Consider the following 17,976-nt stretch of genomic DNA (forward strand, 5'->3'; position numbering starts at 1 on the left):
TTTCCTCAATGCGACAACAATTTACAGAAGCACCGAGAAAGCGGTTCCAACTCATTGACAGCCTCTGGATTTTATGCAGAGACAAAAGACATTAAACCTGTAGACGCTGCAAATTGCGGGCCTATTATTCGCAAACCCTTCTAGCACGGCAAGTGTGGCGTTTAATCTTATTTCTGGGGGTGTCTGGAACGCGGTTTTTCGGGGCATGGGCGTAGCGCATTGCCTCATGTTCGGGCGGCAGGTTACACATTTGCGTTTGACGGTAACATTCAGAAACGCCCTACACGAAAAACCGATATTTATTTGACTGGCGCAGATCCCACGTGGGAGGGGGCTTGCCCCCGATAGCGGTGGACCAGCGCCAAATATGGCCACTGACACGCTGCCATCGGGCGCAAGCCCCCTCCCACATTTGATCTCCATTGGTTTCAAGATCCCACAAAAAAGCCCCACCCGACTCACGCCGGATGGGGCTTCGTCCCACTAACCCGCGTTACGCGACGTTCATGGTCTTGTGCGTCTCAATCAAATGCGCCACCACGCCCGGATCCGCCAGGGTGGAGATATCCCCCAACCCGTCATACTCGGCCGTGGCAATCTTGCGCAGAATCCGCCGCATGATTTTCCCCGAGCGCGTCTTCGGCAAGCCCGGCGCCCACTGGATCACGTCCGGCGAAGCAATCGGCCCGATCTCCTTGCGCACCCAGTTTTTCAACTCCAGGCGCAGCGCTTCGTTCGGCTCTTCGCCATTTTTGAGCGTGACATACACATAGATGCCCTGCCCTTTGATGTCGTGCGGCACACCGACGACGGCCGCTTCGGCAACTTTCGGGTGCGCAACCATCGCGCTTTCAATCTCGGCGGTGCCCATGCGGTGGCCGGACACGTTCAACACGTCGTCCACACGCCCGGTGATCCAGTAGTAACCGTCCTCGTCACGCCGCGCACCGTCACCGGTGAAGTACATGCCACGGAACGTCTTGAAGTAGGTGTCGACGAAGCGGTCATGGTCGCCAAACAGCGTACGCGCCTGGCCTGGCCACGAATCGAGGATCACCAGGTTACCTTCGGCGGCGCCTTCGATCAGGTTGCCGAGGTTGTCCACCAGCGCCGGCACCACGCCGAAGAACGGGCGTGCCGCCGAACCGGGTTTGAGCGCATGCGCGCCCGGCAATGGGCTCATCATGTTGCCGCCGGTTTCGGTCTGCCACCAGGTGTCGACGATCGGGCAACGGGATTGGCCGACGTTCTTGTAGTACCAGTCCCACGCCTCTGGGTTAATTGGCTCACCCACCGAACCGAGCAAACGCAGGCTGCTGCCATCGGCGCCTTCAACAGCGGCGGTGCCGGAAGCCATCATCGCGCGGATCGCGGTCGGGGCGGTGTAGAGGATATTGACCTTGTGCTTGTCGACGATCTTCGCCACCCGCGTGATATCCGGGTAGTTCGGCACGCCTTCGAACAGCAAGGTGGTCGCGCCATTGGCCAGCGGGCCGTAGACAATATAAGTGTGGCCAGTGACCCAGCCGACGTCGGCGGTGCACCAGTAGATTTCGCCTGGGCGGTAGTCGAACACACGTTCATGGGTCAGGGCCGCATACAACAGGTAGCCGCCGGTGGTGTGCTGCACGCCCTTAGGCTTGCCGGTGGAGCCGGAGGTGTAGAGGATGAACAGCGCTTCTTCGGCGCCCATCTCTTTGGGCGCACACACGGTGCCCGCCACTTTCATCAGGTCTTCGTACCAGATGTCGCGATGCTGGTTCCACTTGATCTGGCCATTGGTGCGCTTGCACACGATGACCTTCTGGATGCTGCTGGTTTCCGGGTTGGTCAGGGCGTCGTCGACGTTGGCCTTCAGTGGAATTTTCTTACCGGCGCGGATGCCTTCGTCTGCTGTGATCACCACCTTCGACTTACAGTCGATGATGCGACCGGCCAAGGCCTCCGGCGAGAAACCGCCAAACACCACCGAATGAATCGCACCGATGCGGGTACAGGCCAGCATGGCGACCACGGCTTCGGGGATCATCGGCATATAGATCGTCACCACGTCGCCGCGGTGCACATCCTGGCCACGCAGGGCGTTGGCGAACTTGCAGACTTCTTCATGCAGCTCGCGGTAGGTGATGGTGCGGCTCTCGGCAGGGTCATCGCCCTCCCAGATGATCGCCGCCTGGTCGCCACGCTCGGCGAGGTGACGGTCCAGGCAGTTGTAGGAAACGTTCAAGGTGCCATCGGCAAACCACTTGATGTCGACATGGTGATCGTCGAAAGAAGTCTGCTTCACCGTGGTGAAAGGCTTGATCCAGTCGAGGCGCTTGGCTTGCTCGCGCCAGAAGCCATCGGGGTTGACCACCGACTGCTGGTACATGGCCTTGTAGGTTGCCTCGTCGGTCAGCGTGTTGGCTGCTACTTCGGGGCGAACGGGGTACAGGGAAGCCGCACTCATCTTTCTTACCTCGGTGACATAGTTGTTGTTGTATGGCCCTGTTGTAGCCGGGGCTGGCCTATAGAACCATTCGACGATGGTAGTAACAAGCCCCTACAAATTGCCTTGATATCCCCTCCTGCACCTCTAGCCCGCGGTCTGCGGCGCTTCGCAGCATTGTGAAAAAAGCTTTACCACAGGATTGTTACAAAAACCGCCAACAGTGTTTATCAAAAGCACGGGTATATGAATATAACCTGAGGGCCTAAAATCATTTCCGCCAACACGGCACTTTAGTTAAATACAGCAGTGATTAACAACGCAACAGCCCCCACGAAGGCAACGTTAATCCGAACTTCCCAACTCTTAAGTTACACACGTGACCTCACAAGGGTCCCGTGACCCCTTTCGCCCTGAAGAAGGTAAATAGAGAAATGAAAGCTTTAGTAGTTATGGCCCTCAGCAGCCTGTGCGCCACCGCCGCCCTGGCCGACGAAGCCCCGACTGACGTAGCTGGCCGCAACACCCCGATCGTTGAGGACTACACTTACAGCACCCATCTGGACGTAGCAAAAGTACTGTCCATGAGCAACATTCCAGAAGTGTGCGAAGTTGTACCGGTAAAGATGGAATACGAAGACTCACAAGGTCAGCGTCATATTCTTAATTACCATGTGATGGGCAATGGTTGCTCTAACGGGTAATAACTTGGTTATTTAGATTCAACTCGGATCTTGGTCGCCGCAAGAAATCGATCTTGCGGCCAAGAACCGACCCCAAGCCCGACACCGCCCAAATGTGGGAGGGGGCTTGCCCCCGATAGCAATAGCCGCCACACCCACCCTATAACGCCTGACTCACCACTCCTCTCCCCGCCCTACAAAAAACATCCCGCCGCCCGTCAAAAAATTCCAACCGCAGCAAAGCCTTATAAACCCGCACTCTGGCCGAAAAACACGCCATTCGGCCCCGTCTCCGTGACCATCCGCCTCAACACAAACCGGTTTTTTTCCCCTACAATGCGCGGGTAAATCGGGCCTGCAATATCCCTTTACACAGGGATGAAGAGCCAGACCTGAGGCCTCCGCTGGAGCAAGCACCTACCGCTCCGCCCCTCAAGCCTCACGCAGAGCACCCGTTACCCTATTGCGTTTAATGCCTGCGCTAGCTGCTGCAACAAACGATTCCTTAAGATCCACCGCGGCCCTGGGGCCGTGTGAACACCCAACCATCCGGTTTCACACGGGCACCTTGAGCCCTCACGCAGGAGACGACACGTCATGCTGAGCTGGGACGAATTCGACAAAGAAGAAGACGGCGAAGTAGCCACCAAAGGCGCCAACGCCGGCCACGCCACCGAAGCCAACATGGACCGCCTCGACGGTGCCGGCGCCGCCGCCGCCATCGAAGCCCGCGCCGTCACCGCCAGTGACTCCGCCGCCATCGTGCGCGCCAAGGCCGCCCTCGACAAACTCGACGTCGCCGAAGGCCTCGCCGAACTCGAAGGCTCCGCCGCCCGCGTCGCCGTCGACGAAAAGCGCATGATCAACTGCCGCGCCGACCTCAACCAACTCGTGCCCTTCAAGTACGACTGGGCCTGGCAAAAGTACCTCGACGGCTGCGCCAACCACTGGATGCCGCAAGAGGTCAACATGACCGCCGACATCGCCCTGTGGAAAAACCCCGAAGGCCTGACCGACGACGAGCGCCGCATTGTCATGCGCAACCTCGGCTTCTTCTCCACCGCCGACTCCCTGGTGGCCAACAACCTGGTCCTGGCCGTGTACCGCCTGATCACCAACCCGGAGTGCCGCCAGTACATCCTGCGCCAGGCCTTCGAAGAAGCGATCCACACCCACGCCTACCAGTACTGCATCGAATCGTTGGCCATGGATGAAGGCGAGATCTTCAACATGTACCACGAGATTCCATCGGTCGCCAAAAAGGCTGCCTGGGGCCTGAAGTACACCCGTTCGATCTCCGATCCGAAGTTCGAAACCGGCACCGTCGAGACGGATAAAGAACTGCTGCGTAACCTGGTCGCCTACTACTGCGTCCTGGAAGGCATCTTCTTCTACTGCGGCTTCACCCAGATCCTGTCCATGGGCCGTCGCAACAAAATGACCGGCGTGGCCGAGCAGTTCCAGTACATCCTGCGCGACGAGTCGATGCACCTGAACTTCGGTATCGATGTGATCAACCAGATCAAAATTGAAAACCCACACCTGTGGGATGCCGAGATGAAGGAAGAAGCGACCCAGATGATCCTGCAAGGGACTCAGCTGGAGATTGAATACGCTCGCGATACCATGCCGCGCGGCGTTTTGGGCATGAACGCGGCGATGATGGAGGATTACCTCAAGTTCATCGCGAACCGTCGTTTGTCGCAGATTGGCCTCAAAGAAGAGTACCCAGGGACGACTAACCCGTTCCCTTGGATGAGCGAGATCATGGACTTGAAGAAAGAGAAGAATTTCTTTGAGACTCGTGTGATTGAGTACCAGACTGGTGGAGCGTTGAGCTGGGATTGATTCCTGAGCTAGACCCCCTTAAGAAGCCCTGACTTGTTCAGGGCTTTTTTATGCCCTAAGAACTGAATAGGAACGGTCTTACGCAAAGATCATCCAGAAAGTAGTTGATGCGAGGTTCGATACTGATAGCCTCGCTCGCCGGTGCCTAAGAAACGCCCAACGTAGAAGCTAGCCTCACTCACACAGCCGAAATCCATATGACCTAGTCATGCGGAATTTTAAGGTTGTATCGAGGCCAAGCCAGTTGGAGTTTCTTAAATCCGCTCTCTACGTTGGGCCCTGGCCCTTCCGAAAATCACGTAGAGGTCATAGGAAATGCCTAGTCCATATCAGCTCGACTTACCAGCCGCCAAGAAGGTAGTTCTACCTGCGCCTTCAATTGCCATTATTTTCACCCGACAAAATCTTCTTCTACATGCCCTCCTTTTAGAAAACCAACCGTGGTTCTGCGCGCGCGACCTCGGCCGCTTGATGGGCTGCTACCTAGATGAACGAACGACTCGAAAGCTCGATGACGATCAACGGCAATACCTGAAGTTGCTGTTTCACGGTCAACCGGAAGAAATGCTGATGATCAGCGAATCCGGTGCATATGCACTGCTGGTCTATCACTACGCACCAGAGAACCGACGACTACGCAGTTGGCTCACCCACGAAGTCGTCCCGACGTTGCGGGACGAGCGTCAGCCACGAACGGTGGACCGACCACTATTGAGCCTGTTGGATTGGCCGGAGATGTCGCTAAACCTTCTGCATTGGCAGGATGAAGGCTGGATACGTCTTAGGGATATGCCGTATTTGTTGGTGAATCGAACCTATCGCAGAGAGCCGGTAAGAACTCCGTGGTGGCGAAAGCTCATTCAACCGTTCCGAACGAAGCAGCGAATTTACTGACGTAAACGACCGCCAAAGCCCAACAGCGCGTAGGAAATTTCGTAGACGTCATAATGGCTACTCAGTATCGTCCGAGGGTTTTCTACCCTCGGCGGCTGTATGGATATTACGAAAGACAAAACGGACTGGAACGACGCGGAACTGGCAGCAGCGGTCGAAGCGTACTTAAAGATGTTGGCCTGGGAAAAGAGCGGCCAACCTTTCAACAAAGCGCTCGAAAACCGCCTTCTGCGTGAAGGCCCGGTGGCAGGCCGTGCAAAGGGCTCCATCGAGTTCCGCATGCAAAACATTTCCACCGTGCTTGTGCGTATGGGCTGGGACCGCATAGAAGGATATAAGCCTGCAAAGAACGTGGGCACAGGCGTAGAGCAACGTATCCGCCAAGCCCTCGCCGCACAGGGTGTATTCGAATCCGACGACGCCGCCCAAACAGCGGATGAACAAACGCTTATCCGCCGCGCGTCCAAACTGCAGCAGCAACCTTTCCCTAAGCTACCGGACGGCATTGCCCAGCCGCAGAAGGTATCGACCGTCAGCACGGCCTTTGTCCGCGATCCCAAGGTCCGCGCCTGGGTGTTGAAAGAAGCCAAAGGCATCTGCGAAGGCTGCGGCTCAAACGCGCCTTTTGAGGTCGACGGTCAGCCATTTCTTGAAGTACATCACGTCAAGCACCTCGCCCAGAAGGGTTCGGATCGCATCACCAATGCTGTAGCCTTGTGCCCCAATTGCCATCAGCGTTGTCACCGGTCGAGTGACCGGGATGCCTTCACCGAGGGGCTTTACGCCAAAGTCGGAAGATTGGCACGGGAGTAAACTCCTGCTGTCACACCTGATGCACACTCAAAAAATACTAGATAGGACCGAGGCCAACCCGTGAACCCAGACATGCTCGAAGCCGGCCCCGCTGACGCCAAAGTACTCTCCGTCTTTGACTTCGACGGCACCCTCACCCACCACGACAGTTTCGTGCCGTTCCTCAAGTTCGCCTTTGGCACCGGTGAGTTTTATGGCCGGATGGTCAAGCTGGCGGTGCCTGGGCTGCGCTTTTTGTTGCAGCAGATCAGCCGGGATGAGTTGAAGGCGCAGTTGATCCGCACCTTTATGACCGGGATGGAGAAGGCGTGGGTGCAGCAGAAGGCCGAGGAGTATTGCCAGCGCAATTGGGCGCGGTTGATGCGGCCGGCCGGCGTGCTGTCGGTGGAGCAGGAGTTGGGTTCGGGGGCAGTGGTGACGCTGTGTTCGGCATCGCCGGCGTTGGTGTTGCAGCCGTTTGCCGATCGTCTTGGGATCAAGTTGATCGGGACTGAGCTTGAGGTGGTGGATGGGGTGCTGACCGGTAAGCTCACCGGGAATAACTGCCGGTGTGAGAATAAGGTGCTGCGGCTTGAGGCGGTGTACGGCGATTTGGGCGAGTATCGGCTGCGGGCCTGGGGCGATACGCGTGGGGATCGGGAGTTGCTGGCGGCGGCGCAGGATGCGCATTTTCGGCATTTTCATGCGAAGAAGAAGCGGGCTCGGTTGAAGCGGTGATACGGGTGGGGTTGGCAGATACTCGCTAGGCGCCTATCCAGTTCTCCACAATCAAGCCATTTACGCGCTTGAACTCACCCTCATTGTTAGTCACCAACACCAAGCCTGAGCTTCTAGCGTGTCCGGCAATGTGTAGGTCATTGACGCCAATAGGCGTGCCCTTTTTCTCCAGGTCTGAACGGATCGAGCCGTAGTGAAAAGCCGCCTTGTCGTCGTAGCTAAGGACATCGAGCCGGGAAGAGAAGTCTTCCACGGCGCGCGTGTTTTTTTCTACAAGCTGACTCTTTTCTGCGCCATGCATCAGCTCTGCGAGGGTGATTGAGGAGATAACCATGCGCCCTACGTTGGCGTTGAATTTCTCCAGTATCTCAATCGGCCGACGCTTGATGATGTAGATCACGATGTTGGTATCAAGCATGTACTTAATCATCAAAGGACTCTCGTTCTTGCTGGGTTTGATCGGCGCGCTCCTCCATAAAATCCTCAGATACCGATTCACTGGCAAGAAAAAAGCTGTCCCACGTGTTTTCCACAGGCGAAATGATCAGCTCTCTCCCTACAGCACGGACCTCGACAGTTTTCACTCCCGCAGGAAAACGCATGTCGGCAGGGATGCGGATATTTTGCGTCCGATTGTTAGTAAAGATGGTTCCAGAAGACATAGAGAACACCTCTCTGGGTAGGGAAAGACCAAGAAGAATGATAGATCGAGGATGCTCTATTGCATAGCTCTATGGCAACCGTCCGACGAATGTCTATTCTTAGCGCACTAGTATGGGGGGCTAGGGGTCAATCATCCAATTCACCCCTCCTGATAGCTGCTTGTTACTTCCTACTATCAGGAAAACGCTAATGCACTCTGAAATTCGCTAACAAATCGGCTATCCGCGTTGAAAACGATAACGGTCCGTAGAGATGCGATATGAGGTCGTGGGCTCGACAGGGAAACCGAGTCGATCCCTTCGCAGCCTCGCTGAAGCTCGACAGCTCCCACCGTTGATCTCTGTCGCTCGGAGGGGCGGTGTTTGGCTTGAGTGTTATGTCGTGGCTTTGAGGTCTACGCCCAGGGCTGTGGCGAAGGCTTTTACCATCGGGCTGCGCGGGGCGTTATGGCGCAGGATGAGGTTGAAGGCGGTGCTCAGGTGAACGTGCTCCGGGCACAGTGCGCGCAGGCGCCCTACCCTTACCAATGGCGCGGCGTAGTGTTCGGGCAGGAAGCCGAGGAAGCGGCCGGTGAGGATCAGGATCGCGACGGCTTCGACTTGCGAGGCCGAGGCGGACTGGCTGTCGTAATTGACGAAGGTGGCCTTGTCGCGATGGATCGCATACCGGTGGTTGACCACTTCATATTGGCGCAGCACGTCGGGCGTAATGTCGTTCGCGGTGAAGAGCGGGTGTCCTACGGCGCAGTAGGCGTGGGCTTTTTCTTCGTACAGCGGGAAGTAGTCAAATTCCTCTCGGCGTTGGTACACCGGCACGATGCCGACGATCAAGCGCCCTTCCACCACGCCACGTTCAACTTCGTCCAATTGCGAGGCATGTAGGCGCAATCTAATTTTTGGTGATTCGCTATGTAATTTTCCCAACGCGGTAATTAGCGGGGAATTAACGTCGGACACGGTGTTATCAATAACCCCCACACTAAGGTCGCCGATCAGTTCGTTTTGCGCCGAACTAAGCTTGTCGCGAAAACTGTCCACCGAGGTAAATAACTCGATGGACGCCTGATACACCAACTTGCCTTCTTCGGTCAGGCCGAACCCTTCCCTCCCCCGTGTACACAGGCGCATGCCGATGCGGATTTCCAGGTCAGAGATCTGTTTGCTGATGGCTGCCAGGCCCACGTTCAGCTCGTTTTGCGCGGCGCTGAAGCCGCCGGCTTCGACCACGGCCATAAATACCCGCAGCAATTTGAAGTCCAGCCCGCTCAGTTGCAGGGGCGGTCGTGTGCCGGGTTTTGGCGGTAGGTTTCCAGAAGTGGAAAGTGGAGTTTCCATAATACGCGTTGACCTCAAGTGCCATATTCAACAGGCTTCAACCCAGTCCTTGAACATAGCCAGGCGGCGATAATGAACATAAACAACCGCCCTTGGCAACCTTGAATATGGCGCGTCAGACGCTGATTCAGTCTAATTGAAAACTTATTTTTACTGCCTCCGACTCTTCTAAAAACAAGCGTGAGGAATACCCATGTCCCAGCCCACCGACCGCCTTTGGGGCGCTCGTTTCAAGACCGGTCCGTCTGCTGCATTGGCCGCGTTGTCGCGTTGCCCTGAGCGCTATTTTCGCCTGACGCCCTACGACCTGGCCGGCTCCCGTGCCCATGCCCGTGAGTTGCAGCGCGCCGGTTTGCTGGATGAGTCGGAGACCTTGCGTACCCTCGAAGCCCTGGAGGGGATCGGCATTGACTTCGCTGCCGGCCGCCTGCATCCGACCCTGGATGACGAGGACGTGCACACCTTCATCGAACGCGTATTGACCGAACGCCTCGGCGCCTTGGGCGGCAAGTTGCGCGCCGGGCGTTCGCGTAACGACCAGACGGCCAATGACCTGCGGCTTTTCCTACGCGACCATGCGCGCACCATCACCACTGAGGTGTTGGGTCTGCAACAGGCGTTGGTGGAGCAGGCTGAGCAGCATATCGAGAGCATCTGCCCCGGCTTTACCCATTTGCAGCAGGCGCAGCCGATTGTGTTTGCCCACCATTTGCTGGCTCATGCGCAGTCGATACTGCGGGATGTGCAGCGTTTGGTGGATTGGGATGCGCGTACAGCGCTGTCACCGTTGGGTGCGGCAGCCATGGCCGGTTCGGCGATTGCGCGCCAGCCGGAGCATTCGGCCAAGGAAATGGGCTACACCGGGCCGTGCGAAAACTCGATTGACGCCGTCGCCAGCCGTGACCATGTGGCGGAGTTTCTGTTTGTGGCGGGCATGCTCGGGGTGAATATTTCGCGGCTGTCGGAGGAGTTTTGCCTGTGGTCGTCGCGCCAGTTTCGCTGGGTGGTGTTGGACGATGCCTACGCCACCGGCAGCTCGATCATGCCGCAGAAGAAGAACCCGGACATTGCCGAATTGGCACGGGGCAAGGCTGGGCGTTTGATTGGCAACCTGACCGGGTTGATGTCGACGCTCAAGTCGTTGCCGCTGTCGTACAACCGCGATTTGAGTGAAGACAAGCACAGTGTGTTGGACAGCGTGGACACCTTGCTGCTGGTACTGCCGGCGATGGCCGGGATGGTTGCGACCATGAAGGTGCAGGTGGAAGAGCTACGTCGCCAGGCGCCGATGGGCTTCACCTTGGCGACGGAGGTGGCGGATTGGTTGGCCACCCGTGGTGTGCCGTTTAAAGAAGCCCATGAGATTACCGGCGCGCTGGTGCAGGCCTGTGAGAAGCATGAGATTGAGTTGTGGGAAGCCTCGCCGGCGATGTTGGCGGAGGTGGACGCTCGGTTGCTGCCGGAAGTGCGGGACTGCTTGACCCTGGAGGCGGCGATTGCGGCGCGCAGTGGGTGGGGTGGGACGGCGCCGGAGCGGGTGCGCGAGCAGATTGGGCGGTTGAAGATTGCATTGGCGGCTCAGCAGCAGTGGGCTGAGAGCTATCAGGGCTTTCGGATTTAAGCCTGTCAGAGGTGTGGTGCTGGGGCTGACGCTTTCGCGAGCAAGCCCGCTCCCACAGTTGGACCGAGTACATCAGTAGTAGCGTCATCAGTTTTGGAGAATCACCATGAACCAAACCCCGGCCGAGCGCTTGGAAATAGAGCGCAAGTTGTCCGAGAACCAGTTCGATATCACGCAGTACGAGCATGTGCCGCGTCGCTATTACGGGCGGATGTTTTTTGCCACGTTGATCGTGATCGTATTGGCCGCGCTGTTGCGCGCATTCGCCAACGGCCAGATCGAATGGTCCTACATCGGTCAGTTCCTCACGTCTGAGGCCATCCTCTGGGGCCTGATGAACACTATCGTCATGTCGATCCTGGCGATGGCGCTGGGCGTGGTGATCGGGGTGATCACGGCGATCATGCGCATGTCGGCCAACCCGATCCTGCGGTATGTGGCCATTACCTACACCTGGCTGTTCCGTGGCACGCCGTTGATTCTGCAGCTGCTGCTGTGGTTCAACCTGGCGCTGATTTTCCCGGTGATCGCGATTCCCGGGCTGTTCAGCATCGACACCGTCGACCTGATGACACCTTTCGTGGCCGCCCTGCTCGGCTTGAGCATCAACCAGGGCGCCTATACCGCCGAGGTGGTGCGCGCCGGCTTGCTGTCGGTCGACACCGGCCAGTACGAAGCCGCCAAGTCCATCGGCATGCCGAGCCTGCAAGCGCTGCGTAGGATCATTCTTCCGCAGGCGATGCGAGTGATCATCCCGCCTGTAGGCAACGAGTTCATCAGCATGGTGAAAATGACCAGCCTGGCCAGTGTGATCCAGTACTCGGAGCTGCTGCACAACGCGCAAAACATCTACTACGCCAACGCCCGGGTCATGGAGCTGCTGATTGTGGCCGGCATCTGGTACCTGGCGGTGGTGACTGTTCTTTCATTTGGTCAAAGCCGCCTCGAGCGTCGTTTTGCCCGCGGCGCCGGCAAGCGTTCGTAAGTTTGGGTTGAGGAGATTTGCCCCATGAGAAGCATCGTCAAGGCCGTCAACCTGAACAAGTATTACGACCAGTATCACGCGCTGCGCGACATCAATATCGAGGTCGAGCAAGGCGAAGTGATGTGCATCATTGGCCCGTCCGGCTCGGGTAAAAGCACCCTGCTGCGTTGCGTCAACCAACTGGAAAAAATCGACAAGGGCGGCCTGTGGGTCGACGGCGAACTGGTGGGTTACCGCGTCATCGGCAACAAGCTGCATGAGATGAATGAAGCGCAGATCGCCCGCCAGCGCCTGGCCACCGGCATGGTGTTCCAGCGCTTTAATTTGTTCCCGCACATGACCGTGCTGCAGAACATCATCGAAGGCCCGTGCCAAGTGCTCAAGCGCTCGCCCAAGGAAGCCATCGAGGATGCGTTGGAGTTGCTCGCTCGCGTGGGCCTGGCGGACAAACGCAATGCCTACCCGGTGGAATTGTCTGGCGGGCAGCAACAGCGCGTGGCAATTGCCCGAGCGTTGGCGATGCGCCCCAAGCTGATGTTGTTCGACGAGCCCACATCAGCCCTCGACCCGGAGCTGGTCGGCGAAGTGCTGTCGGTGATGCGCGATTTGGCCACCACCGGCATGACCATGATCGTGGTCACCCATGAATTGGGCTTCGCTCGCGAAGTGTCCAACCGCATGGTGTTTATGGATGCCGGCCAGATTGTGGAAGCCGGCAGCCCCGAAGAAATTCTAATAAGCCCACAAAACCCGCGTACCCAAAGCTTTATTTCTGCCGTTCGCACTTAACTAGAAAACTAACGAGAACGCCCCCATGAAAAAATTGTTTATCCCCACGTTGCTCGCAGGCCTGATGGCCTCCACTGTTGTTTTCGCGGCTTTGCCGGCGGCAATCAAGGACAAGGGTGAGATCAGCGCGGCCATCGTGCCGAACTATCCACCGATGGATTTCAAGGACCCCGCCACCAATAAGCTCACGGGTTTCGACTTCGACTTGGGCAATGCCTTGGCCGAGCGCCTGGGCGTGAAGATCAAGTGGCAGGAAACCGGCTTCGAACAGATGCTCAGCGGCCTGACCACCAAGCGTGTGGACATTGTGCTGTCGGGCATGAGCGACACCGCCGAGCGCCAAAAGGCGGTGACTTTCATCGACTACTTCACCAGCGGCCCGCAGCTTTATACCCTGGCCAAGCGTGAAGAGATCAAGGAATTGACTGACCTGTGCGGTAAAAAAGTCGGCACCAGCCGTCGCACCACCTGGCCGTCGGAAATTGCCGCGTGGAGCAAGGAAAACTGCGAAGCGGCGGGTAAGCCGGCGATCGTGGTGATCGGCACTGAAGGCTCGGCGGATGCTCGCGCGCAGTTGCAGCAGAACCGCCTGGATGCGGCGATGCAGGGCAGCGAGACGATTCCTTATTTGATGGCGCTGGACAAGGGCAAGTACAAGCCGGTGGGCCTGGCGATTTCCAAGCAGTTCACCGGGCTGGGGATTGAGAAGAGCAACACCGAGTTGGTCACGGCGATCAGTGAAGCGTTGCAGGGCATGATTGATGATGGGACCTACGGCAAGATCCTGAAGAAGTGGGAGCTGGAGCAAGGCGCGGTCGAGAAGATCACCATCAACTCCGGCCAGTAAGTCGATCCAAGTGTGGGAGCTGGCTTGCCTGCGATGGCGGCGTCATCTTGCATAATCATTGCCTGAACCACCGCTATCGCAGGTAAGCCAGCTCCCACATTTGATGTGTGTTGTCTTTAGAAAATAACAAGGACACTTGCCCCCACCGTGGCCACCTACTCCCTGGTAATCCGCCGCCTGCTGGTCTGCTCGGTGACCATCGTGGTCAGCCGTGCCATGACCAGCCCGCTGCTGGCCTTGCTGCTCAGCACGCGCCTGGGCCTCAACCAGCAGGACATCGGCCTGCTGATGGGCATCGCCGTATTCATCGCGACACTGCTGGGCCTGTACGGCGGCTACATCATCGACCGCCTGGAAAAACGCAAGCTGCTGATCCTGGCCATGCTCTCGAGCGCCATCGGTTTTCTGTTACTGACCTTTGCCAGCAACCTTTACCTCACCACCTTGACCCTGGTCATCACCGAAGCGGCGTCGGCGCTGTTCCTGATCGGCTCCAAAGCCATCATCAGCGAGAACCTGCCGGTGGGTGACCGTGCCAAGGTGTTTTCCCTGCGCTACACCCTGACCAATGTGGGCTACGCGACCGGCCCGATGGTCGGCGTGGTGATCGCCGGGCACCTGCCGCTGGCGCCCTTCCTGATCGCCAGCGCCATCGCCTTTGGCAGCGTGTTCCTGATGATCGGCATCCCCCCCACCCAACGGGATGACAGCCACAAACCCTTGAGTTTCCTCAGCACCCTGCGCACGTTGCGCAGCGACCGCACGCTGATCCTGTTCACTAGCGGCAGCCTGCTGAGCACCATTGTCCACGGGCGCTACACCCTGTATCTGTCGCAGTTTTTGCTGGTGGCCTACAAACCCGCCGAGGCGTTGAAGATTCTGTCTGCGGTGCTGGCCTGCAACGCCATCACCGTGATCTTGATGCAGTACCAGATCGGGCGGTTTCTCAAGCGTGAGCAACTGCGTTACTGGATCGTGCTCGGCACCTTGCTGTTCATTGTCGGGCTGATCGGGTTCAGCCTGGCCGACAGCCTGGTCACCTGGTGCCTGGCGATGTTCGTATTCACCTTGGGCGAGATGATCATCTACCCCTCGGAGTTCCTGTTTATCGACACCATCGCTCCCGATGCCCTGCGCGGCAGTTATTACGGTGCGCAAAACCTGGCCGCGTTTGGAGGGGCGATGAGCCCGGTGATTTGTGGGTATTTGCTGATCAATGCGGCGCCAGCCAGCATGTTCTATGCATTGGGGGCGCTGACGGCGGTCGGTGGAACGCTGTGCTTCTTGAGCGGCCGAAGGGTTGCAGTTTCTTGCTGATATTTGCGCGCGATCCCGCTATTACTAGCGAAACTTCTCACGGACCCGAGCCCCATGAAATTCGACACGGCCTACAGCCTGAGTCTCGACGACAAGCTGTCGATCTACGACGTACGAGACCTGAATTTCGACGAAACCGCCGATTTCGATTCCGACAAGGACAGCTTCCTCTGCCCCAACGAAGCCTGCCGTGCCGCGTTCGATACGGGCAATACGCTGAGCACCTTCAACGCGAAGAACGTTAACTATCAGCGCACACCCCATTTCAAGAACAAGACCAGCACCCAGCATATCGACGGCTGCCGTTACGCCAGCACCCACAAGACCGCGACCGGTGAAGGCGACGACGAGCGTGAAGACAACTTCCCCTCGGAATTTGTACTCACGCGCCGTCAATACGAACGTAAGGCCCCGCTTGCCGGGGCTGAGGGAAGTGCCCCACGCGAGCCAGCGAAAGCGCCTTCAAACCGTAGTTCTTCGCCCCACAGCGCCCACGACACCACACCGGACAAAACCAGCGTCTTCGCCCACCCGGTGGAATGCTATGTGTCGAATATCGACGACAAGGACAAGCTCAAGGCGATGCCGCTGAAGATTGGCGACCACACCGCGACCTACTGGACGTTTTTCAAGAAAATCGAATACCTGCAAGACAACAAGGGCCTGATCTACTGGGGCAAGATCAAGGCGATCAAGGACTACACCAAAAGCTTTCGCATCGACTTCGAGAAGAAGGTGTGGCTCGACAAAAAGCCCTATTCGGTCAACGTCTACCTGAGCAAAAAACTCATCGACACTTACCGCAAGCGCAAGGCGTTCCTGGAACAGATCAAGGCGGCGGTGGACAGTGATCGGGCGCTGTATTGCTTCTTCTACGGGGTGACGCCGGCGTTGAAACACGTACCGAGCACAAAAAACCCCGAACAGACGTTCGGGGTGTTCAGCGCGAATATCGAGAACCTGGATCACCTGATTATCCGGGAGGCGCCGGGGGTGGAGTAACGGCTGATTAAACATCCAGTTGATGAGCGGTCAAAACAACTGTACAAAAACACAGTATAGTTTGCCCTCCCCCGTCGAATCCTGGAGAAAACCATGTCCTCTCTGGCAATGAGCTCTTTTGTAGAACAGCAGATCGTCCTGCATCAATTCACCGCCAAGCACAGCGTGCAGGCCCGCGCGATGCTGGGCTGGAGCACCGAAGACCTGGCCCGGTTGGCGGGCGTGACGGCGCAAGCGGTTCAGCACTTCGAAAGCCAGGGCGACGTGGGCGATGAAACCCGCCTGGCATTGGCGTTCAGGCTGGAGGCTGAGGGGCTGGTGTTTTTTCCGGGCTTTGCGCCGGGGTGGGGAATGAGTGTGCGTCGGTTCGACCTTCCTTCAACCGAGCCCACTGCCCACAACAGCGCCCGACGCTCCCTTTGCGATGTACTGGGATGGCCGGTCAAAACCCAGGTTTGATTGCCACCTGGGCGGCCTGCTCATACCCATGGGCCACTGCCAGCAAGGTAGGTTCAGCCCAGCGGGTGCCGAAAAAATAAGCACTGGTGGGTAAACCGTCCTCATCCGTCCCGGAAGGTACGGCGATCCCTGGGTAGCCGGCTGCCGCGACACCGAAGAAACTGTTTGTCTCGAAATCCGACACCATGACGTCCAGGTTTTCCGATTTGATCGGGTCATCTATGGAGCTGCGGAAATCCTGGATGAGCGCGTCCCACAGTGGCTGACGCTGCTCCGGCGTCAGGGTTGAGGCACTGATTTCCTTGAGTAGTGGTTGATGATCCTCGTTGGCGCCATCACGTTCATCGTTGAACCTGATGAGTTCGGTCAGTGATCTGACCGGTAGTCCCGAGCGATTGGCCAAGTAAGCATTGAGTTCCTCTTTCGCGTCCGAGAACAACAACTCGTCATAGCGTGAAGCATCGGCCAGGCGCATGTTGACCGGCACCAATATCGCGCCTTGCTCGCGAAGCACCTCAAGTGTCCGACTGAATTGCGCACTGTTCACCACGGGCAGGGTTTCACCCTCTTTGGAAAACGTCGCAGGGTAACCGATACGCTTGCCCTTCAACGCACCTGGAACCAATAACTTTGTGTAATCAATGCCTTGGGGCGCGCCCACGCTCGCCGGGTCCAGGGGATCGCTGCCTGACATGGCATTGAGCATCAACGCAGCATCCATTACCGAGCGAGCCATCGGGCCTGGCGTGTCCTGGCGCTGGCTCGCGGGAATAATCCCATTGCGGTCCAGCAGGCCGACGCTGGGTTTGAGCCCCACCACACCATTGCGGGCGGCCGGCACAATGATCGAACCATTGGTTTCAGCCCCTACCGCCAAGGGCGCCAACCCTGCCGCGACTGCGGCGGCAGAGCCGGAACTGGAGCCCCCGACGTCGGCATCCGACTGATGCGGGTTACGGGTTTGCCCGCCCCGGCTGCTCCAGCCATCGGGGCCTCCACGAAACCCGGCCATTTCACTCATGTTGGTTTTACCCAGGATGACCGCGCCCTGCTTGATCAGGTAATTCACCAACGGGGCATTCTTGCCGGCACTTGCCCCCACAAGCCCAAACGCACCTGCACTGGTTTGCATGCCTGTGGTTTCGAGGGTGTCCTTGAGCAAAATGGGAATGCCATGCAGTGGCCCGCGCACTTTGCCGCTGGCTCGCTCGCGATCCAACTCGCGCGCAGCCTCAAGCGCTTCAGGGTTGAGTTCGATAACAGACCTCAGTTGAGGGTCCAGCCTGCGAATCCGCTCTTGCAGGAAACTGACCAGATCGACCGAGGTGAGCCTACCCGGCCGGGCCATTTGCCTGCCAAGCTCATTGACACTGAGGTATTCGGTACCGGGGGCGACTGGCTTGGAGGCCGCAGGTAAGTAGTCGCCGGCAATGGACTGCAGGGCCAACTGGGCAATCGAGCCCAGACCATACGCAATAGAGAACATAAGACCTCTTCAGGGAGTCAGAAACGACGAAGGACCCACATCGATCCATGCCCCAGTCTAAAAACCTCTCGCCCTCCCAGCATTGCGACG

General features: G+C 57.8%; 17 protein-coding genes. 12 read left to right on the forward strand and 5 right to left on the reverse strand.

The genetic code is table 11. The annotated features are described in order from the left end of the window. Positions 1-493: 493 nt before the first annotated feature. Positions 494-2,449, reverse strand: a complete 1,956-nt coding sequence (acs, locus tag ACI512_RS28180) for an acetate--CoA ligase (protein WP_015885483.1) — start codon at positions 2,447-2,449, stop codon at positions 494-496. Between the two features lie 413 nt (positions 2,450-2,862). Between acs and ACI512_RS28185 the strand changes: the two genes are divergently transcribed. The 5 genes from ACI512_RS28185 to ACI512_RS28205 all read left to right on the forward strand — a co-directional run bounded on the left by ACI512_RS28185 (position 2,863) and on the right by ACI512_RS28205 (position 7,383). Then, positions 2,863-3,132: a DUF2790 domain-containing protein gene (locus ACI512_RS28185; RefSeq protein WP_015885484.1), complete on the forward strand. Its 270-nt coding sequence runs from the start codon at positions 2,863-2,865 to the stop codon at positions 3,130-3,132. A 576-nt stretch (positions 3,133-3,708) separates the two neighbouring features. Further along, the gene (locus tag ACI512_RS28190; RefSeq protein ID WP_015885485.1) at positions 3,709-4,959 is read left to right on the forward strand and encodes a ribonucleotide-diphosphate reductase subunit beta; all 1,251 of its coding nucleotides are present in this window, start codon (positions 3,709-3,711) and stop codon (positions 4,957-4,959) included. Positions 4,960-5,274: 315 nt separating this feature from the next. After that, positions 5,275-5,853, forward strand: a complete 579-nt coding sequence (locus ACI512_RS28195; RefSeq protein WP_236383728.1) for a Bro-N domain-containing protein — start codon at positions 5,275-5,277, stop codon at positions 5,851-5,853. Positions 5,854-5,952: 99 nt separating this feature from the next. Continuing rightward, positions 5,953-6,666 (forward strand): HNH endonuclease signature motif containing protein, encoded by a 714-nt coding sequence (locus ACI512_RS28200; protein WP_236383729.1) that lies wholly within the window; start codon positions 5,953-5,955, stop codon positions 6,664-6,666. 72 nt (positions 6,667-6,738) lie between these two features. Continuing rightward, positions 6,739-7,383 (forward strand): HAD-IB family hydrolase, encoded by a 645-nt coding sequence (locus ACI512_RS28205; RefSeq protein ID WP_236383730.1) that lies wholly within the window; start codon positions 6,739-6,741, stop codon positions 7,381-7,383. Positions 7,384-7,408: 25 nt separating this feature from the next. Here ACI512_RS28205 and ACI512_RS28210 read toward each other — a convergent pair whose 3' ends face one another. From ACI512_RS28210 to ACI512_RS28220, 3 genes are all read right to left on the reverse strand, one after another. Then, positions 7,409-7,813, reverse strand: coding sequence for a type II toxin-antitoxin system VapC family toxin (locus ACI512_RS28210; protein ID WP_043205781.1), 405 nt, complete (start codon positions 7,811-7,813; stop codon positions 7,409-7,411). Beyond that, complete coding sequence (gene vapB, locus ACI512_RS28215) at positions 7,806-8,045, reverse strand: type II toxin-antitoxin system VapB family antitoxin (RefSeq protein ID WP_080589294.1); 240 nt, start codon at positions 8,043-8,045, stop codon at positions 7,806-7,808. Before vapB ends, ACI512_RS28210 begins: the two co-directional genes overlap by 8 nt. Before the next feature lie 375 nt (positions 8,046-8,420). Next, a complete protein-coding gene (locus ACI512_RS28220; protein ID WP_236379997.1) occupies positions 8,421-9,380 on the reverse strand; it encodes a LysR family transcriptional regulator in 960 nt (319 codons plus the stop codon). A gap of 193 nt (positions 9,381-9,573) precedes the next feature. On the opposite strand from ACI512_RS28220, the gene argH reads away from it, so the two are divergent. The 7 genes from argH (at position 9,574) to ACI512_RS28255 (ending at position 16,400) form a co-directional block, all read left to right on the forward strand. Next, the gene (gene argH, locus ACI512_RS28225; protein ID WP_236379998.1) at positions 9,574-11,001 is read left to right on the forward strand and encodes an argininosuccinate lyase; all 1,428 of its coding nucleotides are present in this window, start codon (positions 9,574-9,576) and stop codon (positions 10,999-11,001) included. 106 nt (positions 11,002-11,107) lie between these two features. After that, on the forward strand, positions 11,108-11,986 hold the full coding sequence (locus ACI512_RS28230) for an amino acid ABC transporter permease (protein ID WP_064053663.1): 879 nt from the start codon (positions 11,108-11,110) through the stop codon (positions 11,984-11,986). Positions 11,987-12,010: 24 nt separating this feature from the next. Further along, positions 12,011-12,775: an amino acid ABC transporter ATP-binding protein gene (locus ACI512_RS28235; protein ID WP_046036444.1), complete on the forward strand. Its 765-nt coding sequence runs from the start codon at positions 12,011-12,013 to the stop codon at positions 12,773-12,775. 25 nt (positions 12,776-12,800) lie between these two features. Then, entirely contained in the window at positions 12,801-13,622 is an 822-nt protein-coding gene (locus tag ACI512_RS28240; RefSeq protein ID WP_236379999.1) for an ABC transporter substrate-binding protein, read from the forward strand. A 147-nt stretch (positions 13,623-13,769) separates the two neighbouring features. Then, positions 13,770-14,939 carry an MFS transporter gene (locus tag ACI512_RS28245; RefSeq protein ID WP_231809329.1) on the forward strand — a complete coding sequence of 390 codons (1,170 nt, stop codon included), beginning with the start codon at positions 13,770-13,772 and terminating at the stop codon, positions 14,937-14,939. Positions 14,940-14,993: 54 nt separating this feature from the next. Beyond that, on the forward strand, positions 14,994-15,941 hold the full coding sequence (locus tag ACI512_RS28250) for a hypothetical protein (protein ID WP_405121442.1): 948 nt from the start codon (positions 14,994-14,996) through the stop codon (positions 15,939-15,941). Between the two features lie 93 nt (positions 15,942-16,034). After that, on the forward strand, positions 16,035-16,400 hold the full coding sequence (locus ACI512_RS28255; RefSeq protein WP_064053667.1) for a helix-turn-helix transcriptional regulator: 366 nt from the start codon (positions 16,035-16,037) through the stop codon (positions 16,398-16,400). On the opposite strand, the gene ACI512_RS28260 is transcribed toward ACI512_RS28255, so the two are convergent. Further along, positions 16,384-17,886 carry an amidase family protein gene (locus ACI512_RS28260; RefSeq protein ID WP_236380001.1) on the reverse strand — a complete coding sequence of 501 codons (1,503 nt, stop codon included), beginning with the start codon at positions 17,884-17,886 and terminating at the stop codon, positions 16,384-16,386. The two genes, ACI512_RS28255 and ACI512_RS28260, sit on opposite strands and share 17 nt — an antisense overlap. Between the last annotated feature and the right edge of the window lie 90 nt (positions 17,887-17,976).

The organism is Pseudomonas petroselini (assembly GCF_045037875.1).
In the GTDB taxonomy this organism is placed as follows: Bacteria; Pseudomonadota; Gammaproteobacteria; order Pseudomonadales; family Pseudomonadaceae; genus Aquipseudomonas; species Aquipseudomonas petroselini.